The 23961-nt window shown below is 70.0% G+C and carries 16 protein-coding genes; 5 read left to right on the forward strand and 11 right to left on the reverse strand.

Going from position 1 to position 23961, the window contains the following annotated elements:
• Window positions 1–14 precede the first annotated feature (14 nt).
• A complete protein-coding gene (locus OG729_RS02810; RefSeq protein WP_405804047.1) occupies window positions 15–1703 on the reverse strand; it encodes a PucR family transcriptional regulator in 1689 nt (562 codons plus the stop codon).
• A gap of 130 nt (window positions 1704–1833) precedes the next feature.
• Between OG729_RS02810 and OG729_RS02815 the strand changes: the two genes are divergently transcribed.
• The 3 genes from OG729_RS02815 (at window position 1834) to OG729_RS02825 (ending at window position 6440) form a co-directional block, all read left to right on the forward strand.
• The gene (locus OG729_RS02815; RefSeq protein ID WP_360864747.1) at window positions 1834–3195 is read left to right on the forward strand and encodes an NAD-binding protein; all 1362 of its coding nucleotides are present in this window, start codon (window positions 1834–1836) and stop codon (window positions 3193–3195) included.
• 382 nt (window positions 3196–3577) lie between these two features.
• On the forward strand, window positions 3578–5017 hold the full coding sequence (locus OG729_RS02820; RefSeq protein ID WP_360864749.1) for an amino acid permease: 1440 nt from the start codon (window positions 3578–3580) through the stop codon (window positions 5015–5017).
• A 136-nt stretch (window positions 5018–5153) separates the two neighbouring features.
• Window positions 5154–6440, forward strand: a complete 1287-nt coding sequence (locus OG729_RS02825) for a PP2C family protein-serine/threonine phosphatase (protein WP_405804049.1) — start codon at window positions 5154–5156, stop codon at window positions 6438–6440.
• 12 nt (window positions 6441–6452) lie between these two features.
• Here the strand turns inward: OG729_RS02825 and OG729_RS02830 are convergent, their stop codons facing one another.
• Window positions 6453–6908: an Lrp/AsnC family transcriptional regulator gene (locus OG729_RS02830; RefSeq protein ID WP_360864754.1), complete on the reverse strand. Its 456-nt coding sequence runs from the start codon at window positions 6906–6908 to the stop codon at window positions 6453–6455.
• A gap of 204 nt (window positions 6909–7112) precedes the next feature.
• Between OG729_RS02830 and OG729_RS02835 the strand changes: the two genes are divergently transcribed.
• Together OG729_RS02835 and aspA are read left to right on the forward strand one after the other, a co-directional pair.
• Window positions 7113–8135, forward strand: a complete 1023-nt coding sequence (locus tag OG729_RS02835; protein ID WP_405804051.1) for an asparaginase — start codon at window positions 7113–7115, stop codon at window positions 8133–8135.
• 112 nt (window positions 8136–8247) lie between these two features.
• Window positions 8248–9693, forward strand: a complete 1446-nt coding sequence (gene aspA / locus OG729_RS02840) for an aspartate ammonia-lyase (protein WP_405804053.1) — start codon at window positions 8248–8250, stop codon at window positions 9691–9693.
• Between the two features lie 213 nt (window positions 9694–9906).
• Here aspA and OG729_RS02845 read toward each other — a convergent pair whose 3' ends face one another.
• From OG729_RS02845 to OG729_RS02885, 9 genes are all read right to left on the reverse strand, one after another.
• Window positions 9907–10500, reverse strand: coding sequence for a sarcosine oxidase subunit gamma (locus OG729_RS02845; protein ID WP_405804055.1), 594 nt, complete (start codon window positions 10498–10500; stop codon window positions 9907–9909).
• Window positions 10493–13762, reverse strand: a complete 3270-nt coding sequence (locus tag OG729_RS02850) for a sarcosine oxidase subunit alpha family protein (protein WP_405804057.1) — start codon at window positions 13760–13762, stop codon at window positions 10493–10495. Before OG729_RS02850 ends, OG729_RS02845 begins: the two co-directional genes overlap by 8 nt.
• A 13-nt stretch (window positions 13763–13775) precedes the next feature.
• On the reverse strand, window positions 13776–15008 hold the full coding sequence (locus tag OG729_RS02855; protein WP_360864767.1) for a sarcosine oxidase subunit beta family protein: 1233 nt from the start codon (window positions 15006–15008) through the stop codon (window positions 13776–13778).
• Window positions 15005–16282 carry a serine hydroxymethyltransferase gene (glyA, locus tag OG729_RS02860; RefSeq protein ID WP_405804059.1) on the reverse strand — a complete coding sequence of 426 codons (1278 nt, stop codon included), beginning with the start codon at window positions 16280–16282 and terminating at the stop codon, window positions 15005–15007. Before glyA ends, OG729_RS02855 begins: the two co-directional genes overlap by 4 nt.
• Entirely contained in the window at window positions 16279–17130 is an 852-nt protein-coding gene (locus OG729_RS02865) for a bifunctional methylenetetrahydrofolate dehydrogenase/methenyltetrahydrofolate cyclohydrolase (protein WP_405804061.1), read from the reverse strand. Before OG729_RS02865 ends, glyA begins: the two co-directional genes overlap by 4 nt.
• A gap of 27 nt (window positions 17131–17157) precedes the next feature.
• Window positions 17158–19626 carry an FAD-dependent oxidoreductase gene (locus OG729_RS02870; RefSeq protein ID WP_405804063.1) on the reverse strand — a complete coding sequence of 823 codons (2469 nt, stop codon included), beginning with the start codon at window positions 19624–19626 and terminating at the stop codon, window positions 17158–17160.
• 196 nt (window positions 19627–19822) lie between these two features.
• A complete protein-coding gene (locus OG729_RS02875; protein WP_404726275.1) occupies window positions 19823–20821 on the reverse strand; it encodes an ABC transporter substrate-binding protein in 999 nt (332 codons plus the stop codon).
• 47 nt (window positions 20822–20868) lie between these two features.
• The gene (locus tag OG729_RS02880) at window positions 20869–22860 is read right to left on the reverse strand and encodes an ABC transporter permease (protein WP_405804066.1); all 1992 of its coding nucleotides are present in this window, start codon (window positions 22858–22860) and stop codon (window positions 20869–20871) included.
• The gene (locus OG729_RS02885; protein ID WP_360864782.1) at window positions 22860–23948 is read right to left on the reverse strand and encodes a glycine betaine/L-proline ABC transporter ATP-binding protein; all 1089 of its coding nucleotides are present in this window, start codon (window positions 23946–23948) and stop codon (window positions 22860–22862) included. The genes OG729_RS02880 and OG729_RS02885 overlap by 1 nt, the downstream gene beginning before the upstream one ends.
• Between the last annotated feature and the right edge of the window lie 13 nt (window positions 23949–23961).

Genomic DNA, 23961 nt, shown 5'->3' on the forward strand with positions numbered 1-23961 from the left:
GTGGGGCAGTCGAGTCAGGGCATCCGCAACTGCAGCATCGCCAGAAGGCGTTGCTGGGGGTGGGAGAGGTCGAGCCCGGTCAGCTCCTGAGCGCGGCGGATCCGGTACCGCAGGGTGTTGCGGTGGATGTGCAGCCGGGCGGCGGCCGTCGGGATGTCCCCGAACGCGTCGAGATAGGCCAGCAGCGACTGCGTGTAGCGGGTGCCGCTGCGCTCGTCCCGCTCGGCGAGTTCGGTCAGCCGCGGATCCCGCAGGTCAGGGCGCTGTGCGAGCGTCGCCAGAATCTCTGCGACCAATACCTCCGCGCGCACCTCGTCCAGCGACGCGACATCCGCAGTCACGGCGCCGCAGGCCATCGCGTCCAGTACCCGGTCCGCCTCCCGCCGGGAGAGGGTGGTGTCCAACAGCTCGGCAACCACCGGTCCGATCGCCGCCCGGAGCGAGACCCCCACATGGCTCTCGGCCGCCTGCAGGATCTCGCGCGACCAGCCGCGCAGCACCGAGGCCGTGATCCCGGCAGGCAGCTCCGGCAGCAGCACATAGATCCGGGTGCCGACCGGCACCACAAGGGCATTGTGGTGCCGGGCCGCCGCGTGCACCGCGATCACGCCGGTGATCTCGGTCCGGGTCAGTTCGGCCAGGCCTTCCCCTTCCTCGCCGCCTCCCCCGCCGCCGGCATGCGCCTGAGAGCGAGGCTTGAGCGCGAAGCCGACCACGGCCGCGGGCAGGCGCGGGTCCAGCCCCAGATGGACGGCCGGCAACTGCGGGCCGCTGGACCCGTCCAGCAGCCCGGCCAGCAGAGTCCGGGTCAGCTGCATGTCGGGTGAGACCTCGCGTCGGAGTCGTATCAGGTGCGGTGCGGCGACCCGGGCGGCGCCGAGCAGCACGTCCTGCGAGCGCGGCGTGAGCGGGCGCGAGCCTTCCTGCACCCAGATGGTCCCCAGCGGCCGCGTTCCGGCCCTGATACCGACCGCGAGCCGCCGCCGGATGCCCAGCTCCGGATGTTCGTCGACGGCGATCACCGTGCCGGACGTGCGCAGATGCTCGAAGACTCCCCACTCGCGCAGCTTGGACAGGTACGCCTCCGGCCCCTGCCAGCCGAGGATGGACAGCCGTCGCAGGGCGTCCACCTCGTCCGAGGAACGCGAATAGGCCAGGACCCGGTGCGCGGTGTCTTCGATGCTGACGATGCCGCCGGTCAGCACCGCCGTGGTCTGCGCCAGCGAGAACAGGTCCCCGCCGGTCTCGTGTTCGGCGGGCGCGGCGCTCTGCCCGCTGCCGAGCACGGCACGGACCAGCGAGTCCAGGCGCTCCCAGCGGGTCTCCTGACGCACCGTCAGCAATGCCACGCCGGCGTCCGCGGCGGCCTCGGCCAGCATCGCCGTCTGCTCCTGACCGGCGGCTCTGACAGCGACGGCGGCCGCCCCGGCAGCGCCGGCGGCGCGCAGCGAGGGCAGTGCGGCTCGGCCGCGCGCGCCGACGGCGAGCAGCAGTTCGCCGGTCCGTGCCTGCGCCGGGTCCTCGGGGTCCTCCAGGTCGAGGATGCCGACCTCGCGCACCTCGACGTCCAGTCCCTTCGGGGCGGCCTGCAGCTCCAGCACCGGCTCGCCCAGCGTGGTGAGCAGCTGCCGCAGGCTGACCCCGGCCTCCGCGGCAGGCGGCAGCTGCGCGGGCGGGGTCGGGAGACCGTCCTGATGCGCCATGCCCCTACCTCTTCAGCCTTGTGCACTCCGTACAACCAATGGCCATCGATGTTAGCCGCGCGAACAAGCACACGGGCGGTCCGTGCCCTTAGCGTTCTCACCACCCGAGAGGCGAGGGAGCACGTACGCGATGCCCGAGAACGAAGCGCCACAGCAGTACTTCGTGGTGATCGGCAGCGACATGGCGCGCAGGGTGTGCGGGCTTCTGCAAGCGGCAGGGCACCTCGTGCGCCACTTCGACCGCCCCACGGACGAGGACCTGCGCCGGGCGCTGCGGCGGGAGGTGGCAGGCGTCGCGGTCCTCCTCGACGACGACGTCGAGTCCCTGCGCTACGCGCTCGCCGTCGAGCACATCCGCCCCCACGTCAAGCTGGTCGTGACGGTCTTCGACCGAACGGTCAGCGAGCAGCTGCTGCGGGTACTCCCGAACTGCCAGGTCACTTCTCCTGCCGATATCGCCGCTCCCGTACTCATGGCCGCCTGCCTCCAGCCCGGTCTGCTGAGCCTGACCCGGACACACGCGGGCCACATCGGCGCCCGGTGGCAGGACGACGCCGTGCGCCAGGAGCCGTGGCAGCCACCGCGCTCGCTGCGATACAGGGCCCGACTGGGCAGGATCCAAGGGCAGCTGCGACCGCACGACGGCAGCTCGCGGATCATGCTGATGGGCCTGGCCGGGCTGCTCACGGTGCTGCTGGCCGACTGGGCCTGGGCCATGGTCTTCCACCACCGCCCGCCCGTCGAGGCGCTGTTCGAGGCGGCGCGGGTCGTATCGGCCGTCGGACCGGCGGCCGCCCATGGCTCTGACACCTATCTGTTGTTCTCCGCCGCCGCGATGCTCGTCACCATCGTCTTCACCGCGGTCTTCACCGCGGGCATGGTCGATCGCCTGCTGGGACCGCGCGCGGTCGGCATCGTGGGCTCGCGTGCGCTGCCCCGGTCCGGCCATGTGGTCGTCGTGGGGCTCGGACAGGTCGGCCTGCGTCTGTGCACCCAGCTGCAGGCCCTGGGCATCGGCGTGATCGCGGTCGAGCGGGACCCGGCAGCGCCGAACCTGCGACTGGCCAGGGCGCTGGGCGTGCCCGTGGTCATCGCCGACGCGACCGACCGGTTCGTGCTGAGCACGCTCGGCCTGCAACAGTCGCAGGCGCTGGCCGCCGTCGCCTCCGACGACCTGGACAACATCGCCGTCTCGGTGGCTGCACTGGCCGTCGCGCCCGAATTGCGCGTGGTCATGCGCGCGGGTGAGCACGAGGCAATAGCGGAGACCCGCTCCCTGTTCAGGATCGGCGACGTGCACGACCTCAACAGCCTGACCGCCGCGTATACGACGGCGAGCCTGAGCGGGCTGCGGCCGCGCGGCGTCGTGACACACGGCAAGCGGTTGCTGGTGCAGCGCGCCGACGGGGACTTCGTGCCGTGGCCGCTCGCAGACCGCTGCGATCACCCGCAGGAAAGCGACGCCCGGGCGGAGATCACCGCCGGCGCGTAACGGCCGGGCTCAGGTCCTGTCCGCGAAAGGTCCCGACAGCCACCGGCTGCCGGGACCTTCGCCGTATCGGCGTGCTCGTGGAGCGGATTGAGCCGCCCATGCACGACAGCCTTTGAGCATTTGTCTGAAGAGGGCTCCGCCGCGCGTGACATCTGTCCATGGTGGCTCGGTCGCGATCACTCCTACCTTCTGCATACCCCGATTCCGCGCGCCGGGTCACCCCCCGGCGTTCCATACCCGCCCCGTGTACGAACAGGCACGACCTGCTGCAGCGGGGTCGGCCTCCCCGGTGGTCGCACACACCGTCGTCCCACCCGTGCTCGGCGCGTGTGCGACCCCTCAGGCCGGTTTTGCCCCCTCTTTCCCTCCGTAAGGACTGAGCATGAGCGCGCAACCCACGAACACCGACGTGGCTTCGCCACCCCGTGAGACCGGTCAGACGCCTCCCTCGGACGGCCTCCGCGCAGGGCTCAAGAACCGACATCTGTCGATGATCGCGATCGGCGGTGTGATCGGCGCCGGCCTGTTCGTCGGTTCCGGCTCCGGCATCGCGGCCGCCGGCCCCGGCATCCTGCTGTCGTACGCCCTGGTCGGCGCCATGGTCGTCTTCGTCATGCGGATGCTCGGCGAGATGGCCGCGGCCCGCCCCACGTCCGGCTCGTTCTCCGCCTACGCCGACCGGGCACTGGGCCGCTGGGCCGGTTTCTCCATCGGCTGGCTGTACTGGTTCTTCTGGGTCGTGGTGCTGGCCGTCGAGGCCACCGCCGGCGCGAAGATCCTCGAGGGCTGGGTACCGGCGGTCCCCCAGTGGGGCTGGGCGCTCATCGTCATGGTGGTCCTCACGGCGACCAACCTGGCCTCGGTGAGCTCCTACGGCGAGTTCGAGTTCTGGTTCGCCGGCATCAAGGTCGTCGCCATCGCCGGCTTCATCGTGATCGGCGGGCTGGCGGTCTTCGGCGTACTGCCCGGCTCCGGCCACGAAGCCGCGGGCCTGGCCAATCTGACCGGCCACGGTGGCTTCCTGCCCCATGGGCCCGGGGCGATCCTCACCGGCATCCTGATGGTCGTCTTCTCGTTCATGGGCAGCGAAATCGTCACCCTCGCCGCCGGTGAGTCCGAGGACCCGCGCCGGGCCGTCACCAAGGCCACCAACAGCGTGATCTGGCGGATCGGCATCTTCTACCTCGGCTCGATCCTGATCGTGGTGTCCCTGCTCAGCTGGGACGACCCGGCGATCACCGAGAAGGGCTCGTACGTCGCCGCGCTCGACACGATCGGCATCCCGCACGCCGGCCAGATCATGAACGTGATCGTGCTCACCGCTGTGCTGTCGTGTCTGAACTCCGGCCTGTACACGGCCTCGCGCATGGCCTTCTCGCTCGGCGAGCGCGGCGACGCACCCAGGGCATTCGCCCGCACGAACAGCCGCGGTGTACCGCAGGCCGCCATTTTGGGATCGGTCGTGTTCGGCTTCGTCGCGGTCTTCTTCAACTACCAGTGGCCCGACACGGTGTTCCTGTTCCTGCTCAACTCCTCGGGTGCGGTCGCGCTGTTCGTCTGGCTCGTCATCTGCTTCACCCAGCTGAAGATGCGCCCAATCCTGCTGCGCGAGTCGCCGGACAAGCTGGTCGTACGGATGTGGCTCTTCCCGTACCTGACGTGGGCGACCATCGCAATGATCTCGTTCGTCCTGGTCTACATGCTCACGGACGACGCCGGACGTGACCAGGTGATCCTCTCCGTACTGGTGGCGGCGCTGGTCGTGGCCATCTCGGTGGTCCGGGACCGACTGCGCGCCGACACCAGGCTCACAAAGCTGTAGCACGCCCCTCGGCGGCTCGGGCTCGTCCTGACAAGGACCTGCCCGAGCCGGCTCGCTCGGCGCCGGGTGACACGGGGCGCTGCGCCTCGCGAGGTCATGTCGGGCGTCGGGACTTCGGATCTCGTAGATTGACAGCATGGGTGGTCCGTCGCCGGAAAGAACTGGCAGGCAGCCGGTGGCATCAGAGCAGATCGAATACGCGGCGCTGTTCGCCGCCACGCCCAGCCCCTATCTGGTACTGGGCACAGACCTCGTGATCGTCGACGTCAACCAGGCATACCTCGAGGCGACCGCGCAGACTCGGGATGATCTGATCGGGCAGTACCTCTTCGACGCCTTCCCGGACAATCCCGCAGACCCCGACGCCGACGGGGTGGAGAACCTCAGCGCCTCACTGCACCGGGTCCTGACCACCCGCAAGCGGGACACGATGGCGCTGCAGAAGTACGACATCCCCATACCGCACAGACTCGGCGAGTTCGAGGAGCGGTGGTGGTCCCCGATCAACACCCCCGTCCTGGGACCGGACGGAAAGGTGACGTTGATCATCCACCGGGTGGAGGACGTGACCGCGTTCGTCCACTCCCGCCGCTCCCGTCACCCGGGGCAGGGCGGCGCGCTGAGCGAGCGTGCGGAGGCGATGGAGGGCGAACTGTACGCCCGGGCGCGTGAGCTGCAGCTGCTGAACGAGGAGCTCCGCAAAGCCCATGCCCGTGAGCGCCAGGTCGCCCTCACCCTGCAGGAAGCCATGCTGCACTCACCGGACCTGGCCCGGCACCAGGACGTGGCGGTGCGCTACCTGCCTGCGACCGGATCACTGAACGTGTGCGGCGACTGGTACGACGTCGCCGACCTGCCCGGAGACGGCTTCGCCGTCGCGGTGGGCGACGTCGTCGGGCACGGCCTGGAGGCAGCCACCGTCATGGGCATGCTCCGCAGCGCCCTGAGCGCCGCCACCCGCGCCGTGGACGGGCCCGCGAAGGCGCTGGAGGTGCTGGGCCTGTACGCGCGCTCCGTCGAAGGAGCGCTGGCCACCACCGCGGTCAATGTCATGATCGACATCAGTAACACCCGGGTCACCTACAGCAGCGCCGGCCACCCACCGCCCGTCCTGCTGCACGCCGACGGCAGCCACGAGCTGCTGGACCAGGCGACCGACCCGCCCCTGGGCGCCCGCCCCGAACATGCGGCCCGCCCGCAGCAGGAACTTCACTGCACCCCGGGCGACACCCTCGTCCTCTACACCGACGGGCTGATCGAACGCCGCGGTGAGGACATTGACACCAGTCTCGCCCGCCTGACCGACGCCCTCGCCCAGTGCAGCCGGCTCAGCCCGGAACACCTGGCCGACGCCCTGCTGGCCCGCCTCGGCGTCAGCGGTGGCGCCCGCGACGACATCGCCCTGGTCGTCGTACGGCTGTGACGCTTTCCTGCGTCAGCCGTCCACCGGCAGACCGCGAGGTTCCTTGATCCGCTTCATGATGATCTGCGAATTGACCTCGGTGACGCCGGACAGAGCGGTCAGCTTCTCGATCCACAGCCGCTCGTACGCGCGCAGATCCGCGACCGCGATACGCAGCACGCATCCCGGGCTGCCGAAGAGCCGGTACGCCTCGATGACGTCGGGGATGTCCTGCAGGCCGGCCTCGAAAGCCTCGACCACCTCACGGTCGCGCTTCACCTCGATGGAAACGAGGACTTCGAAGCTCCGGCCGACCGCCTCCGGGTCGATCACCGCGCGATAGCCCTGGATCACCCCGTCCTGCTCCAGTTGCCGCACCCGGCGCATGCAGGGTGAGGGCGTCAGCCCCACCCGCTGGGCCAGCTCCTGGTTGCTCAGCCGCCCATCGTCCTGGAGCTCACGCAAGATATCGCGGTCGATCTCGTCCATGACGCGATTATCCACCACCTAATGTTACGTACAGGCCAAAATTTGCGATCAAATTGCGGGGCAATCCTTCTATCATTGCGTCAACTGCTCCGGTACCCCCGGGCCAGCCATGGGGCGCAGCCCAGCCGGAGCCACGAGCGAGGCCGGGCCGCGTGCCCCGTCGCATTCGCCGCTCACCTGCGGCACGAACAAGGAGTGGGCACTGTGGGACGGGTCGTCGTCATCAGCACCGGCGGAACGATAGCCAGCCGCTGGCAAGGTTCGGGCTTCGCCGCCGACGCGCATGGCGAGGAAATCATGGCGACCGCCGCGGTGCCCGAGGGCGTCACCATCGAGGTCGTCGATCTGTTCAGCGTGAACAGCCCGCGTCTCACCACCACTCACCAGCTCACCCTGCTCCGCACGGTGCACGAGGTGCTCGCCGACCCCGGCGTGGACGGCATAGTCGTCACCCATGGCACCGACACCATGGAGGAGTCGGCGTTCCTTGTCGACCTTCACCACGACGACCCGCGACCGGTCGTCTTCACCGGCGCCCAGCGTACGCTCGACGCTTCCGACGGCGACGGACCGGGCAACCTCCACGACGCACTGCTGACCGCCACGACGACGCGTGGTCTCGGCGTACTGGTCGCCTTCGACGGCAAGGTGCACTCCGCCCGCGGCACCGTCAAGACACAGACAATCGCCGCCGACGCCTTCGGCGATCCGTCCGGCCCCCGCATCGGCAATGTCGGCTTCGGCCGGATCTCCGTACTGCGCCACCCTCAGCGCCCGGCCGCCCTGGCCCTGCCCGCCGTCCCGGACGCCCTGCCCCGCGTCGACATGGTGATGCACCACTGCGACGCCGACCCGCTGCTGCTCAACGCGGCCTTGAACGCGGGGGCCCAAGGGATCGTCCTGGTGGCCACCGGCGCCGGCAACGCCACCCCCGAGATCGTCGAGGCCGTCGCCGCCGCGACCTCGCGCGGCGTGCTCGTCGCGCTGACCACCCGTGTCCAGGCCGGACCGGTCGCCGAGATCTACACCCACGGCGGCGGGGTCGACCTCGTGGCCGCGGGCGCCGTGCCGACCGGCACACTGCGGGCCGGCCAGGCCCGGATCGCCGTGCTCACCGCACTGCTCGCCGCCACCGACCCCCAGGAGCGGGACCAGGTCCTGCGCCACGTGCTCGGCGAGGCGGTCTCCGCCGGCGCCGACCCGTCGGCGGAACTCGTCTCCGCATAGACCGGGGCCGCTGGTTCTCCTTACCCCCTCCCCCGGATCCAGCGGCCCCCACCACTTCCGGCCGGCTCATCTCGTGCCGCCCCGTACACCCGACAGGAGAGTCCGCACCTCCATGGCCACGCACGACCACCTCCCCGAGGTCCGCGCCGAGCACGATCTGCTCGGTGACCGGGACGTCCCCGCCGACGCCTACTACGGCATCCACACACTGCGTGCGGTGGAGAACTTCCCCATCACCGGCACCCCCATCTCGGCCTACCCGGACCTCATCACCGCCCTCGCGTGTGTCAAGCAGGCGGCGGCCCTCGCCAACCGGGACCTCGGCACGCTGGACGGCCGCAAGGCGGACGCGATCGTGAGCGCCTGTGAGGAGATCCGCGCCGGGGAGCTCCACGGCGAGTTCGTGGTCGACGTGATCCAGGGCGGCGCGGGCACCTCGACGAACATGAACGCCAACGAGGTCGTCGCCAACCGCGCCCTGGAGCTCCTCGGTCACCACAAGGGCGAGTACGCACACCTGCACCCGTTGGAGGACGTCAACGCGGGACAGAGCACCAACGACGTCTACCCGACCGCCGTCAAGATCGCCCTCGACTTCACCGCCCAGCGTCTGCTGGACGCCATGGAGGTGCTCCGCTCCGCCTTCGCCGCGAAGGCGGAGGAGTTCGCGGACGTCCTGAAGATGGGCCGCACCCAGCTGCAGGACGCGGTGCCCATGACCCTGGGCCAGGAGTTCGCCACGTACGCCGTGATGCTGGAGGAGGACCACAAACGCCTCACCGAGGCATGCGCGTTGATCCGCGAGATCAACCTCGGCGGCACCGCCATCGGCACCGGACTCAACGCCCATCCCGAATATGCGGCGCGGGCATCCCGGCATCTTCGCACCATCACCGGACTCCCGCTGACGACCGCGCACGACCTCGTCGAGGCCACTCAGGACGCCGGCGCGTTCGTCCAGCTGTCGGGGGTGCTGAAGCGGATCGCCGTCAAGCTCTCCAAGACGTGCAACGATCTGCGGCTGCTCTCCTGCGGACCGCGCGCCGGCTTCGCCGAGATCAACCTGCCGCCGGTGCAGGCCGGTTCCAGCATCATGCCCGGCAAGGTGAACCCTGTCGTGCCCGAGGTGGTCAACCAGATCGCGTTCGAGGTCATCGGCAACGACATGGCGGTGACCATGGCCGCCGAGGCGGGCCAGCTCCAGCTCAACGCCTTCGAACCGGTCATCGCCCACAGCCTGCTGAAGAGCCTGACTCACCTGCGGGCCGGCTGTCTGACTCTCGCCGAGCGCTGTGTCACCGGCATCACCGCCAACCGGGAGCACCTCGCGCACCTGGTGGCCCACTCCATCGGCCTGGCGACGGCGCTGAACCCGCACATCGGCTACGAGCAGGCCACCGCCGTCGCCCAGGAAGCCCTGCAGACCGGCCGGAGCGTCCATGAACTCGTCCTCGACAAGGGCCTGCTGACCCAGGCCGAGCTTCAGCTCATCCTGCTCCCGAGCAATCTCGTCCGTCCGCATGTCCCCGCGACCACGGTGGGTGCGCTCGGCGGTTGATCCGAGGTCGATCGGGGGGACTGATTCGCGCGGCACCCCCGAGGTCCGCGGGGAGGTTCGTGGCCCTTACTCGCGCATCCCAGCGAGCTCAACCGGCCTGGTTCGCAGTGCCAGTTGCGCGGGGACGACGGCCTTCACCGCCCATGGACGAGACCCACCGCCGGGTGATGGCTGTCCTGACGTTTCTGCGCGGCTGACCCCGGAAGCACTCACTCAGACGTACTCCGACGCGGCGTCCAGCAGCCAGTCCGCCAGATACTCGGCGAAGGACGAACGGACCAGCACCCAGAACCCCGCCTTGAGCTCGTCCCGTGCCACCAGCACGACCTGCGCGCGGGCCAGGGTGGTCTGGGCGCATCGCCCGGGCCCGACGGCACGCGGGTGCAGGTCCAGCGCGCAGCCGTGGGCCAACAGGTCGCGGGCGCGCGGGCCCGCGACGAGCAGGGTGGTGCGTTGGGCGGAGACGTCCGTGATCGCTGCCGGCTCGTCGCCTGCAGCCTGCCGGATCTCGTTCTCCAGAGCCGCACCGGTGCCGGGCGGGCCGACGACGAGCCATTCGTCGGGGCCGAGCCAGAGGGCATAGCGGTCCCCGGCGTGTACGACGCTGTCGGGCTCGAGGGGCAGTTGGAGACCCAGAGCGAGCCCGACGGCGTCGGCAGCGGGCCCCTTGGGATCGAGCCGGACGTTGACCTGGGCGAGGAAAGGCAGTTCGGCCAGGCGCAGGGCGCCGCCCGAGGCGCGGGTGGCGGCGGCGAAGCGGCCGGCGACATGCGCCAGGGGGCTCCGGCGGGTTGCGGTGTCAGCCATCGCGGCGGGCTCCCTCGGGGTCGTAGAGGACGGGACTTGCGACGGTCACCGGGACCAGACGGTCGCCCACAGGGGCATACAGCCGCTCGCCGATGCGGTCCCGGCCGCCCTTGATCAGGGCGAGTGCGAAGGTCCGGCCGAGCGCCGCGCTGTGGTAGCTGGAGGTGACATGGCCGAGCATGGGCACCGGCGGCTCGGGGAGCACGCTGCCGGCGACCAGATGGGTGCCCTCGGGGAGGAAGGATTCCGGGTCCTCCGGGAGCAGGCCGACGAGGTGCTTGCGGTCGGGACGTGTGGTGTCGGCGCGTGCGTAGGAGCGCTTGCCGACGAAATCGGGCTTCTTCTTCGACACCACCCAGCTCATGCCGAGGTCCTGCGGGGTGACCGTGCCGTCGGAGTCCTGACCGATGATCGGATAGCCCTTCTCGGCGCGCAGGACATGCATGGTCTCGGTGCCGTACGGGGTGATGCCGTACGGGCTCCCTGCCGCGTACAGCGCCTCCCACAACGCGCGCGCGTCCCACGGCGACACGTTGATCTCGTAGGCCAGTTCGCCGGAGAAGCTGATCCGGCAGACCCGGGCCGGGATGTCCGCGACCGTCGTGTCGCGCCACGCCATGAAGGGGAAGTCGTCGTTCGCGACCGCCAGTTCGGGGGCGAGGCCGGCCAGCAGCTCGCGGGAGCGGGGGCCGACGAGGGCGACGGTGGCCCACTGCTCGGTGACGGAGGTGCAGTGGACGCGCAGTTCGGGCCACTCGGTCTGCAGCCACTCCTCCATCCAGTCCAGAACCGTGGCCGCGTTGCCGGTCGTGGTGGTGACGAGGAAACGGTCCTGGGCGAGGCGGATGACGGTGCCGTCGTCGAAGATCATGCCGTCGAGGCGGCACATGACGCCGTAGCGGATCATGCCGACCTTGAGGGTGCTCATCATGTTGGTGTAGAGCCGGTCCAGGAAGACGGCGGCGTCCGGCCCCTGCACGTCGATCTTGCCGAGCGTGGAGGCGTCCATGAAGGCGACGCCCTCACGGGCGGCACGGCACTCACGGAGCACGGCGGCCTTCATGTCCTCGCCGTCCTGGGGGTAGTACCAGGGCCGCTTCCACTGACCGACGTTCTCGAAGAGGGCGCCATGGTCGACATGCCAGTCGTGCAGGGCGGTCACGCGGACGGGATCGTGCAGCGCGCCTCGGTCGCGGCCCGCGAGGGTGGCGAAAGCGACGGGCGTGTAGGGAGGGCGGAACGTCGTCGTGCCGAGGGCCGAGATGTCCACGCCCAGCAGGTGGGCGACGGTGCCGCTGGCGAGGACGCCGGAGGTCTTGCCCTGGTCGTTGGCGGTGCCGGCGGTGGTGTAGCGCTTGGTGTGCTCGACCGAGCGCATACCGGCACTGGTCGCACGGGCGAGGTCGTCGACGGTGACATCACGCTGCAGGTCGACGAAGCGGGGCGCGTCGGTGGCACCGGGGACGAGGAAGACGTGCATGGACGGGGAGTGCGGTTCGTCGGCGGCGACCGCCGGGAGCCCGGTCGCGTCGGCCACATAGCCCTCGGCCTCGATCGCGCGGGCACCGGCGTCGGCACCCCCGGCGAGGACGCCGGCCAGATCGAAGACGCCGGCTGCGGAGCCGGCGACCTCGACCGCCTGACCACAGGCGTCGGGGACGAACGTGCCCAGCGTGTCGTCGTAGCGGAGCTTTCCGCCCGCCTGACTGAACAGATGCGCGACGGGGTTCCAGCCGCCGGAGACCAACAGCAGGTCGGCGGCGAACTCACGGCGCCCCGCCGACTCTCCGTACGGAGCGACGGTGACCGCCGAAAGCCGCTGCTCGCCCTCGGTTCCGACCACGGCGTGTCCGGCCAGCACCTCGATCCCGGCGTCCTGGGCGCGGCGCGCCCATTCCCCCGGTTCGGGGCGGGTGTCGACGACGGCCGCGATGTGCACGCCCGCCGCCGCCAGGTCGAGCGCAGCCGCGTAGGCGCTGTCGTTGGTGGTGAAGACGACGACGTGGCGGCCGGGCAGAACGCCGTAACGGTTGGCGTACGTACGGGCCGAGGCCGCCAGCATGACACCGGGGCGGTCGTTGTCGGCGAAGGCCAGCGAGCGCTCGTGGGCTCCGGTGGCCAGGACGACACGGCGGGCACGGATGCGCCAGACCCGCTCGCGGGAGACATGCTCGGGGGCGTCGCCGCCGAGGTGGTTGGTGCGGCGCTCGACGGCGAGGACGTGGTTGTCGTCGTAGTAGCCGAAGACGGTGGTGCGGCGCAGGATGCGGATTTCCGGCGCGGCTTCGAGCAGCGCCTCGGTCTCGGCCGCCCAGTCCAGGAGTTGGCCTGTACCGAGGAGGCTGCCGCCCGGCTCGGGCTGGTCGTCGGCGAGGATGACCCGCGCCCCGCTGCGAGCGGCGGCGGAGGCGGCCGCCAGTCCGGCCGGTCCCGCGCCGACGACGAGCAGGTCGCAGTGGGCGTGGACGGCGTCGTAGCGGGCGGGGTCGGGCTCGGTTGCAAGCCGTCCCTGACCGGGGAGGCTGCTCGCGACGAGCCCGTCGTACAGCTCCACGGCCGTCGCGGGCAGCATCGGCTCGGGGAACGGTTCCTCGATCTGGACGACCGCGTTGGGCTCCTCGACTCCGGCGGAGAAGATGCCGCGCGGGCGGCCGAGCTTGATGCTGGTGCCGGCTTGGATGATGCCGTTGGCGAGGAGGGCGGAGGCGAGGGTGTCGCCGCGGAAGCCTTGGTATGTCGTGCCGTCGAAGGTGAACGTGAGCCGTTCCGCCCGGGCTACGCGACCGCCCGTGGTGAGGCGGAAAGGCTGAGTGCCGGTGCCGATGGCGGGGGCGGGGGCGGGGGTTGACTCCCCCTCCCCGACCCATCCCGTAACCATGGGCTCCGCCGCTGGACCCCTCCCCCTACGCCCTGGCGGGCGTGGGGGGACCCCCACCTCAACCGCCGGAGGGGCTGTAGTTGCCGCCGGACGGGGTGGATTGGAGGCCGCCGGTTCCGGGCGCGGCTCGCCCGCGCGGTACACCGCCAGGATCTCGTTCGTCGCCGTATTGCGCACAGCGTTGAACCAGCGACGGCATCCGGCCGCGTGGCTCCAGCGCTCCGCGAACGGGCCCTTGGGGTTGTCGCGGAAGAAGAGGTAGCGCGCCCACTCCTGGTCGGTCAGGGCGGCGGGGTCCTCGGGATAGGGCACGTGCGCCTGACCGCCGTAGTGGAATTCGGCCTCGTCACGGGGCCCGCACCAGGGGCATGGGATGAGCAGCATCGATTCAAGCTCCTCAGTGGGCCACCGCGGCCGCGCCGTGCTCGTCGACGAGCGCGCCGGTGGTGAATCGGTCGAGCGAGAAGGGGGCGTTGAGCGGGTGGGGGGTGTCGTGGGCAATGGTGTGGGCGTAGACCGAGCCGACGCCCGGTGTGGCCTTGAAACCGCCGGTCCCCCAGCCGCAGTTGAGGTAGAGGTTGTCGACCGGGGTGAGCCCGATGATCGGCGAGGCGTCGGGGCTGACGTCGACGATGCCGCCCCAGGTACGCAGCACATGAGCGCGGGCGAAGATCGGGAAGAGTTCCAGTGCGGCGGACATCTGGTGCTCGATGATGTGGAAGGCGCCGCGCTGGGTGTAGGCGTTGTACGCGTCGATGCCTGCGCCCATCACCAGTTCGCCCTTGTGGGCCTGGCTGACGTACACATGCACGGCGTTGGACATCACGACCGTGGGGTGCACCGGCTCAAGGAGCTCGGAGACCAGCGCCTGCAGCGGGTGGCTCTGCACTGGCACTTCGAAGCCGGCCATGGCGGCCAGCACCGAGGTGTGACCGGCCGAGCAGAGCGCCACCTTGCCGGCGGCGATGGGGCCGAGCGTGGTCTGCACGCCGACGACCCGACCGCCGACGATGTCGATGCCGGTGACTTCGCAGTTCTGGATGATGTCGATGCCGGCTGCGTCGGCGGACCGCGCCAGCCCCCAGGCGACGTGATCGTGCTTGGCGATGCCGGCCCGCGGCTGGTAGGTGCCGCCCATCACCGGATACCGCACGTCGGGCGAGATGTTGACGATGGGGCAGACGTCCTTGACCTGCTGCGGGTCCAGCCATTCGGCGTCGACGCCGTTGAGCCGGTTGGCCTCGACACGGCGCACGCTGTCGCGGACGTCCTGCAGGCTGTGGGCGAGGTTCAGCACACCGCGCTGGGAGAACAGGATCGGGTAGTCGAGTTCGTCCGCCAGCCCTTCCCACAGTTTGAGGGCATGCTCATAGATTCCGGCGCTCTCGTCCCACAGATAGTTGGAACGGATGATCGTGGTGTTGCGGGCCATGTTGCCGCCCGCGAGCCAGCCCTTCTCGAGCACGGCCACATTCGTGATGCCGTGGTTCTTGGCCAGGTAGTGGGCGGTCGCGAGCCCGTGTCCGCCGCCGCCCACGATCACCACGTCGTACGACGGCTTCGGATCGGGCGTGCGCCACAGCCAGTCGGGGTGCTCGGGGAGGTCGGCACCCGGGGTGCGGGGGCTCATCGGGCGTCTCCGATCAGGTGCGGGTAGAGCGGGTGCTTGGCGGCCAGCGCCTGCGTACGGGCGCGGAGCGCGGCGACATCGGGCGCGGGCTGGAGCGCGAGCGCGATCACATCGGCGACCTCCGCGAAGTCCTCTTCGGTGAAGCCGCGGGTGGCCAGAGCCGGTGTGCCGATGCGCAGCCCTGACGTGACCATGGGAGGGCGGGGATCGAAGGGGACGGCGTTGCGGTTGACCGTGATGCCGATGTCGTGGAGCAGGTCTTCCGCCTGCTTGCCGTCCAGTTCCGACTCCCTGAGGTCGACCAGGACCAGATGGACATCGGTGCCGCCGGTCAGCACGCTGACTCCGGCCGCGGCAGCGTCGGGCTGGGTGAGCCGCTGGGCGAGGATGTGGGCACCGGCCAGCGTGCGGGCCTGCCGCTCGGCGAACTCCGGCGATGCGGCGACCTTGAACGACACCGCCTTCGCGGCGATGACATGCTCCAGCGGGCCGCCCTGCATACCGGGGAACACGGCCGAGTTGATCTTCTTGGCGAGGTCGGCCTCATTGGTGAGGATGACGCCCCCGCGCGGGCCGCCGAGCGTCTTGTGGGTGGTCGTGGTGGTGACATGGGCGTGCGGTACCGGATTGGGGTGCAGCCCGGCGGCCACGAGGCCGGCGAAGTGGGCCATGTCGACCATCAGATACGCGCCCACCTCGTCGGCGATCCGCCGGAAGGCCTCGAAGTCCAGCTGCCGGGGATACGCCGACCAGCCCGCGATGATCATCTTGGGGCTGTGCTCCTTGGCGAGCCGCTCTACCTCGTCCATGTCGACCAGGTTGTCGGTCTCGTCCACGTGGTAGGGCACGACATTGAGCATCTTGCCGCTGTAGTTGAGGCGCATGCCGTGAGTGAGGTGCCCGCCGTGCGCGAGGTCGAGGCCGAGGACGGTGTCCCCGGGCTTCAGCAGGGCGAAGAAGACGGCGGTGTTCGCCTGGGCGCCCGAGTGCGGCTGCACATTGGCGAATCCTGCGCCGAAGAGGGACTTGATCCGCTCGATGGCCAGCCGCTCGGTCACATCGACGTGTTCACAGCCGCCGTAGTAGCGGCGGCCCGGGTAGCCCTCGGCGTACTTGTTGGTCAGGACCGAACCCTGGGCCTCCATGACCGCCGAGGGGGCGAAGTTCTCCGACGCGATCATTTCGAGGGTGGACTGCTGGCGGTCCAGCTCCGCGCACACGGCGGCGTGGACCTCGGGGTCCAGCTCGGCGAGCGGCGCGTTCGGCGTGTTCATGCGGCGTTCCTCTCGGCGGCCTCAACGACATTGGCGAGCAGCATTGCCCGCGTCATGGGTCCTACGCCGCCGGGCATGGGCGCGACCCATCCGGCGACTCGGGCGGCATCGGGGTGCACATCGCCGATCAGCCCTTCGTCGGTGCGGGTGATGCCGACGTCGAGGACGGCGGCACCGGGCCGAAGCATCTCGGCGGTGATCAGTCCGGGCGATCCGGCGGCCGCGACGACGATGTCCGCCTCGCGTACGTGCCAGGCGAGCCCCTTGGTCCCGGTGTGGCACAGGGTCACGGTGGCGTTCTCGGACTTACGGGTGAGCAGCAGCCCGATCGGCCGCCCGACCGTGATGCCCCGCCCGATGACGCACACCCGCGCTCCGGCGAGGGGGACGTCGTGCCGGCGCAGGAGTTCCACGATGCCGCGCGGGGTGCAGGGCAGCGGGGCCTCGACGCCGAGCGCAAGGCGGCCGAGGCTCACGGGGTGCAGGCCGTCGGCGTCCTTGGCCGGGTCCATGCGCTCCAGTACCGCGTTGGCGTCGAGGCCCCGCGGCAGCGGCAGTTGGACGATGTAGCCGGTGCAGGCGGGGTCGGCGTTGAGCTCGTCGACGACGGCCTCCACCTGCTCCTGCGTCGCGTCGGCGGGCAGTTCGCGCCGGATGGAGGCGATGCCGGCCTGTTCGCAGTCGCGGTGCTTACCGGCGACGTACGCGTGACTGCCGGGGTCGTCGCCGACCAGTACGGTGCCGAGGCCCGGCGTGATTCCCCGCGCAGCCAGCCTGGCGACGCGCTCGGCGAGTTCGGTGCGGATCGCGGCCGCGGTCCGCTTGCCGTCCAGGATGCGTGCGTTCACATCGCTCCTCTTCATACGGATGGGCGCTCAGCCGCGCAGGCGGGACATGGACGGGTCGAACAGCGGCTCGTCGGCGACGACCGCTTCGACGCGCTGGTCGAAGTAGCCGATCTGCACGGCGGTGCCGGTCGTGGCGAGCTCCGCGGGCAGCCACGCGTAGGCGATGCCCTTGCCGATCGTGTAGCCGTAAGCAGCGCTGGTGACGTAGCCGACGGGGCGGTCGCCGTCGTACACCGGCTCCTTGCCCATGACCACGGCCTGCGGATCGTCGATGGTCAGACAGGTCAGGCGACGCCGCACATCGGCCTTGCGCCGTTCCAGCGCGGCCTTGCCGATGAAGTCGTCCTTGTCGAGCTTGACGGCGAAGCCGACGCCGGCCTCGTAGGGGTCGTGCTCATAGGTCATGTCGGTGCCGAAGGAGCGGTAGCCCTTCTCCAGACGCAGGCTGTTGAAGGCGCCGCGGCCCGCGGCGATGCCGCCGAGGGGCTGGGCGGCCTGCCACAGGGTGTCCCACAGCTTCTGGCCCATGTCGGCGCCTGTGTACAGCTCCCAGCCGCGTTCGCCGACGTACGACAGGCGCATGGCGGTGACGGGGACGGAACCGATGTGGGCGCGCTTGGCGCGGAAGTACTTCAGACCGTCGTTGGAGAAGTCCGCGTCGGCGAGCGGCTGGAGGACCTCGCGGGCCAGCGGGCCCCACAGTCCGATGCAGCAGGTGCCGGCGGTGATGTCGCGCACCTGGACCGACCCGTCCGCCGGCAGGTGCCTGCTGAACCAGTCGAGGTCCAGGTTGCCGTTGGCGCCGACCTGGAAGTGGTCACGGCCGAGGCGGGCAACAGTGATGTCGCTGCGGATGCCGCCGTTTTCGTCGAGGAGCAGGGTGTACGTCACCGAGCCGACCGACTTGTCGACGTTGCTGGTGGCAAGACGCTGGAGGAAGGCGGCGGCGCCGCGACCAGTGACTTCCAGGCGCTTGAGTGCCGTCATGTCGTACATCGCGACGGTCTCGCGCGTGGTCTGCGCCTCGGCGCCGACGATGGGCGACCAGTAGCGCGCCGCCCAGTCGTTCGGGGTGGGAATCGAACGGCCCTCGACGAGCGCAGCGTTGGCTTCGTACCACTGGGGCCGCTCCCAGCCGGTGGCCTCCAGGAAGAGGGCGCCGAGTTCCTGCTGGCGGGCGTAGAAGGGGCTGGTGCGCAGGGGGCGTGGCGCGCCGGCCGGCTGAAGGGGGTGGAGGATGTCGTAGACCTCGACGAAGTTCTGGCAGTCGCGGGCCAGGACGTACTCGGGCGAGAGCTGGTGCGGCTCGAAGCGGTTGACGTCGCACTCGTGCAGATCGAAGGACGAACAGTGTCCGTCCACGAGCCATTCGGCCACCGCGCGGGCGACGCCTGCGGAGTGGGTGACCCACACGGCCTCGGCGACCCAGAAGCCCTTGACGTCCGGTGACTCGCCCAGCAGCGGCAGGCCGTCGGTGGTGAAGGAGAAGAGGCCGTTGATGCCCTCTTCGATCTTGGCGTCGCGCGTCGCGGGCAGCAGTGCCTGCGTCTCGGCCCAGGCGTCGGCGAAGTCGTCCTCGGTGAACTTCATGACGGAGGGCATCTGCTCGGCCTCGCCCACCGAGGCGATGTCGTCCGGGTCGACGGGCATGGGCCGGTGGCCGTAGTAGCCGATGCCGATGCGGTCGAAGCGGTCGCGGTAGTACAGGTCCGCGTCCTGGTGGCGCAGGATCGGCCGGACGGCCTCCTCGGCCTGGCCCTCCAGGGCGGGGACGGGGCCGGTCCAGGCGAGCTGGTGGGCGAGCGGGGTCAGCGGCAGGTTCATGCCGACCATGCGGGCGATCTTCGGGCCCCAGATGCCGGCACAGCACACGACGATGTCGGCGGGGATCTCTCCTCCCCTGGCCTGCGGCATGGGGGACCCCAGGTCGGTGACGACGACCGCGCTGACCTTGCCCTCGCTCTGGACGATGTCGAGGACCTCGTGGCGGGCGAGGAAGCGCACGCCGCGCTCGGTGGCCCGCCGGATCTGCGCCTCGACGGCGAGCACCGCCTTGGCCAGGCCGTCGGTGGGGACGAGGAGGCCGCCGAGGACGCGCTCGCCGTCCACCAGCGGGTGCAGTTCGATGCACTCCTCGGGGCTCAGCAGCCGGGACTCGATGCCCCAGGCGGTGACCCAGCCGTGACGGCGGTGCAGCTCGGTGAGGCGCTCGGGGGTGGTGGCCACCTCGAGCCCCCCGACCTGCAGGAAGCAGGGCTCTCCGTCGACGTCGAGGCTGCAGAACTTCTCGACGGTGTAGCGGGCGAGCTCGGTCATGGTCTTCGAGGAGTTCGTCTGGAAGACCAGCCCCGGTGCGTGGGAGGACGACCCGCCGGTGGCGGGAAGGGGGCCCTGGTCAACGACCGTGATGTCGCTCCAGCCTGCGGAGGCCAGTTCGTCCGCGAGCGCCGCTCCCACGACGCCCGCTCCGATGATGACCACTCGGGGTCCCGCCATCGCCGCACCTCCGCCTTTAAGCAGTTCAGTTGCTGTCAGCGCAACATGCTTCAGGTTGCGCAACTCACGATGCCGGTCACCGAGGTGGGTGTCAAGGGGCCTTCGCCCCTGTAACCGGGGCAAAAAACAGCCGTGCCCGGCGGGCTGTCACGGCAGCCCGCCGGGCACGGCTGTGCGTCCCGGCCCCTCCTACGGATCAGCTCTTCTTGATCCAGGCGTCGACCTTGTCGCGGTTGGCGTCCACCCACTTCTTGGCCGCCGCCTCCGGCGTCATCTTGTCCTCGGCGATGTACTTCGCCACCAGGTTCTGGTCCTCATTGGTCCAGCTGAAGTTCTTCACGAGGTCATAGGCAGGACTGCCCGATCCGGCGAACTTCCTGCTGACGATCTTGTCCAGCTGATACTCGGGATAGTCGCAGGCGACCTTCTCCGCATCGGAGTCACAGCCGGCCGCGTACTTCGGCAGATTCACCTTCACCAGGTCGACCTCCGACAGGAACCACTGCGGCGCGTAGAAGTACCCGATCACCCAGGTCTTCTTCGCCTCGGCCTGCCGGAACGCCTGGATGAGCGCCGCCTCGCTGCCGCCGTAGACAACCTTGTAGTCCAGCTTGAGATTCTTCACCAGCGCGGCGTCGTTCGTGACGAACGACGGGTCGCCGTCGAGGAACTGGCCCTTGGCGCCGGACTCCGACGTCTTGAAGTTGGCGGCGTACTTGTTGAGGTTCTTCCAGTCGGTGATGTCCGGGTGCTCCTTGGCAAGCCACGGCGGCACGAACCAGCCGATGACGCCCTTGTTGCCGGTCGTACCCGCCTGCACGGCGGTCCGCTGGTCGGTGATGTACTTCTTCTTCAGGTCGTCATGGCCCCAGTTCTCCACGACGGCGTCCACCTCGCCGGTGCCGAAGCCCTGCCAGGCGACCTCTTCCTTGAGGTCCTTCTTGGTCACCTGACACTTGAGGTCCTTCTCGGCGACGTACGCGATGACCGCCGCGTTGGCCTCGTATCCGACCCAGGGGTTGACCGCGAGGTTGAACGTGCCGCATTTGCCGGAGCCGCCGCCCGCCTTGTCCGATCCCGACTCGCCGACCTTGGCGCCGCCGCAGCCGGTGAGCGCGGCCAGGCCCAGCGCCAGCCCGGCCGCCACGGCCCGCCGTCTCGCGGGCCGCGACTGCGTGATGAAGTTCCCTGACATGTGCTGCCTCCTGTGCTTTGTGCTCTGGCCGCTGGGTTGTGGCCGGCTCAGCGAGCGCCGGGTCGCGTCGTGCGCCGTGCCGCTGCCTGGGTTATCCGGTCGAACATGACCCCGAGCAGAACAATGGCGAGTCCTGCCGCGAGGCCCTTGCCGTACAACTGGCCCTGGGAGAAACCGGCTACGACGTCGTAGCCCAGGGCGCCCGCACCGACCAGACCGCCCACGACCACCATGGACAGGACGTAGATCAGTCCCTGGTTGGTCGCGAGTGTCAGAGCGCTGCGTGACATGGGGAGCTGCACCTTGGTGATGATCTGCCAGGTGCTGGAGCCGGCTGCCGTGGCAGCCTCCACCGTGGTCTGGGGCACCGCTCGCACCCCGTCCGCGATGATCTTGATCGTCACGGGGGCCGCGAAGACCACCGCGGCGATGATCGCCGTGAAGCGCGTGGCGCCGAACAGCGCCAGGAACGGCACCAGATACACGAACGAGGGCATGGTCTGGCCCGCATCCAGGCTGGGTCTGATCAGCCGGTCGGCCAGCGGGCTGCGGCCCATCCAGACGCCGACCACGACGCCGAGCAGCAGGACGATCAGCGTGGCCACCGCCGTGGAGGCCAGCGTCGTCATACTGTCCGACCACACGCCGGTCGCGACGAGCAGGGCAACGCAGCCGGCCGCAGTGGCACCCGCGCGCCATCCGCCGAGCACGGCGCCGACGGCGACGAGGACCGCGCCGACCAGCCACCACGGGGAGTCGGTGAGCAGCGCCTCGAAGGGGTTGAGCAGCACCGTGGAGATCAGGTCCCTGAATCCGTTGGTCAGCCCGCCGAAGGTGTCCTGCGTCCAGAGGGTGACCGAGTCCGCCGTGCGCGCGATCGCGCTGCCGACTCCGGCGTCGCCGGGGAACTCGGCAGCCCACACATAGGTGTGGGACAGCCACACGCACACCGCGGCCGCCGCGCCGCCGGCCATCAGCAGGGGCCGGCGCCACTTGGTGAACCGGCCGGCGCCGCGCTTCCGTGCTGTCTCCACCCGATCACCCGCCGCGGTCGTCACCCGGTCCAGCACGATGGCCATGACGACGATCGCGAGCCCTGCGTTGAAGGCGACGCCGACGTCCAGCGTCTGCAGCGCCTTGACGACCGTCTTGCCCAGGCCGGGCGCGTCGATCAGGGCGGCGATGGTGACCATGGACAGCGCGGCCATGATCGTCTGGTTCACGCCCATCACGACGGTCCGCTTGGACATGGGCAGCAGCACCTTGGTGAGCGTCTGCCGCCGGGTGGATCCCAGCGATTCGGCGGCCTCGACCGTGGTGGCGGGCACCGAGCGGATGGCGTGCGCGGTGATGCGGATGGCGGGAGGCGCCGCGTAGATGAGCGTGGCGATCGTGGCTGATGCCGGGCCGATGAGGAAGAACAGCGTCAGCGGGGCCAGGTAGACGAAGGTCGGCATCGTCTGCATGAAGTCCAGGAAGGGCGTGATGGCGCGGTTCACCCGGTCGGAGAGCCCGGCCCAGATGCCGAGCGGGATCCCGATGAGCAGGGAGACGAAGACCGCCGACAGGGTCAGGGCCAGGGTGTCCATGCTCTCCTGCCACAGTCCCTGCAGCCCGAAGAAGACGAACCCGGCCACGGCCAGGGCGGCGACGCGTATGTTCCCGAAGGCCCAGGACACGTAGCCGGCGAGGCCGACGACACCCAGCCAGCCGATGACGGGGACCGGACGGTCGCCCTGCGGCTGGGAGATCAGCGACTGGACGAAGGTCACGAGATTGTCGATGACCAGCCGGATCTCATTGAAGAAGTAGAGGAAGAGCGGGTTGCTGTTGCGGTTCGCCCCGATGCTGTCGTTGACCGAGTTGAACCAGCGGTGCAGATCTGTCAGGTCGGCGGCCGCGAGCGCCAGGGTCTGCCGCCCCCGCAGTACGGCGAACAGCACCAGCCAGGCGATCAGGATCGCGGCCACCACGACGCGTCGGCTCACTCGGCGTACGGCCGCGACCGGGGCGGCGGCCGTGTCGGCGGCGACAGCCATCACGCACCGCCTTCCTGTCCGGCAACGACCGCGAGGATCTCCTCGTCGCCCACGATGCCGAGCAGCCGCCCGTCCTCGACGACCTTGACCGGCCTGTCCGCGGCAAGCACCGCCCGCGTCGCCTCGCGCACCACGACGTCCGGCCCCAACTCGGGGCCGTCGAGGGCGTCGTCGGGCTCCGGGGCGCGCATGATCCAGCGCAGGGTCAGGACTTCGGCGCGGGGCACGTCCTTGACGAACTCGCGGACGTAGTCGTCGGCGGGCGCGCCGACCAGTTCGTCACCCGTGCCGCACTGAACCATCTTGCCGTCGCGCATGATGAGGATGCGGTCGCCGAGCTTGAGCGCCTCGGACAGGTCGTGGGTGATGAACACCATGGTCTTGCCGACCTCGTGGTGCAGGCGGATGACCTCGTTCTGCATGTCGCGGCGGATCAGCGGGTCGAGCGCGGAGAACGGCTCGTCGAAGAAGAGCACGTCCGGATCGCCGGCGAGTGCCCGGGCGAGACCGACGCGCTGCTGCATGCCGCCGGAGAGCTGGTCGGGGTAGGAGTTCTCGTATCCGGCCAGGCCCACCAGTTCGACGACTTCCATGGCCCGCTTGGTGCGCTCGGCCTTGCCCATGCCGCGGATCTCCAGGCCGTACGAGACGTTGTCGACGACCCGGCGGTGGGGCAGCAGTCCGAAGTGCTGGAAGACCATGGAGAACTTGCGGCGTCGCAGCTCGCGCAGCCGCCTGACGTCCGCGCCGCGGATGTCCTCACCCTCGAAGTTGACTTCGCCCGCGGTGGGTTCGATCAGCCGGGTGAGACATCGCACCAGCGTGGACTTGCCGGAGCCGGACAGGCCCATGACGACGAAGACCTCGCCGGGCGACACCTCGAAGTTCACATCCCGTACGGCGGCGGTGCATCCCGTGCGGTCCATGAGCTCGCGGCGCGTGAGCCCGCACAGCTCCTCGGAACCAGGCACCTGGTCCGCCTTCGGTCCGAACACCTTCCACAGCCCGCGCACGGAGATGACCGGCGGCCGGTCCTGGTCCTTGGACATGCCGCGCCGCTGCGGCACTTCAGTCTGCGTTGGGGTCACGGTCGACCTCTCT

This window comes from Streptomyces sp. NBC_00210 (assembly GCF_045160975.1).
Classification (GTDB): domain Bacteria; phylum Actinomycetota; class Actinomycetes; order Streptomycetales; family Streptomycetaceae; genus Streptomyces.

Coding starts and splice junctions, on each gene's coding strand:
- OG729_RS02845 (WP_405804055.1), bottom strand. CDS start 10,500: ATGGCTGACACCGCAACCCGCCGGAGCCCCCTGGCGCATGTCGCCGGC.
- OG729_RS02850 (WP_405804057.1), bottom strand. CDS start 13,762: ATGCTGCTCATCCCATGCCCCTGGTGCGGGCCCCGTGACGAGGCCGAA.
- OG729_RS02825 (WP_405804049.1), top strand. CDS start 5,154: ATGGGTGGTCCGTCGCCGGAAAGAACTGGCAGGCAGCCGGTGGCATCA.
- OG729_RS02875 (WP_404726275.1), bottom strand. CDS start 20,821: ATGTCAGGGAACTTCATCACGCAGTCGCGGCCCGCGAGACGGCGGGCC.
- OG729_RS02830 (WP_360864754.1), bottom strand. CDS start 6,908: ATGGACGAGATCGACCGCGATATCTTGCGTGAGCTCCAGGACGATGGG.
- OG729_RS02815 (WP_360864747.1), top strand. CDS start 1,834: ATGCCCGAGAACGAAGCGCCACAGCAGTACTTCGTGGTGATCGGCAGC.
- glyA (WP_405804059.1), bottom strand. CDS start 16,282: ATGAACACGCCGAACGCGCCGCTCGCCGAGCTGGACCCCGAGGTCCAC.
- aspA (WP_405804053.1), top strand. CDS start 8,248: ATGGCCACGCACGACCACCTCCCCGAGGTCCGCGCCGAGCACGATCTG.
- OG729_RS02810 (WP_405804047.1), bottom strand. CDS start 1,703: ATGGCGCATCAGGACGGTCTCCCGACCCCGCCCGCGCAGCTGCCGCCT.
- OG729_RS02855 (WP_360864767.1), bottom strand. CDS start 15,008: ATGAGCCCCCGCACCCCGGGTGCCGACCTCCCCGAGCACCCCGACTGG.
- OG729_RS02870 (WP_405804063.1), bottom strand. CDS start 19,626: ATGGCGGGACCCCGAGTGGTCATCATCGGAGCGGGCGTCGTGGGAGCG.
- OG729_RS02880 (WP_405804066.1), bottom strand. CDS start 22,860: ATGGCTGTCGCCGCCGACACGGCCGCCGCCCCGGTCGCGGCCGTACGC.
- OG729_RS02820 (WP_360864749.1), top strand. CDS start 3,578: ATGAGCGCGCAACCCACGAACACCGACGTGGCTTCGCCACCCCGTGAG.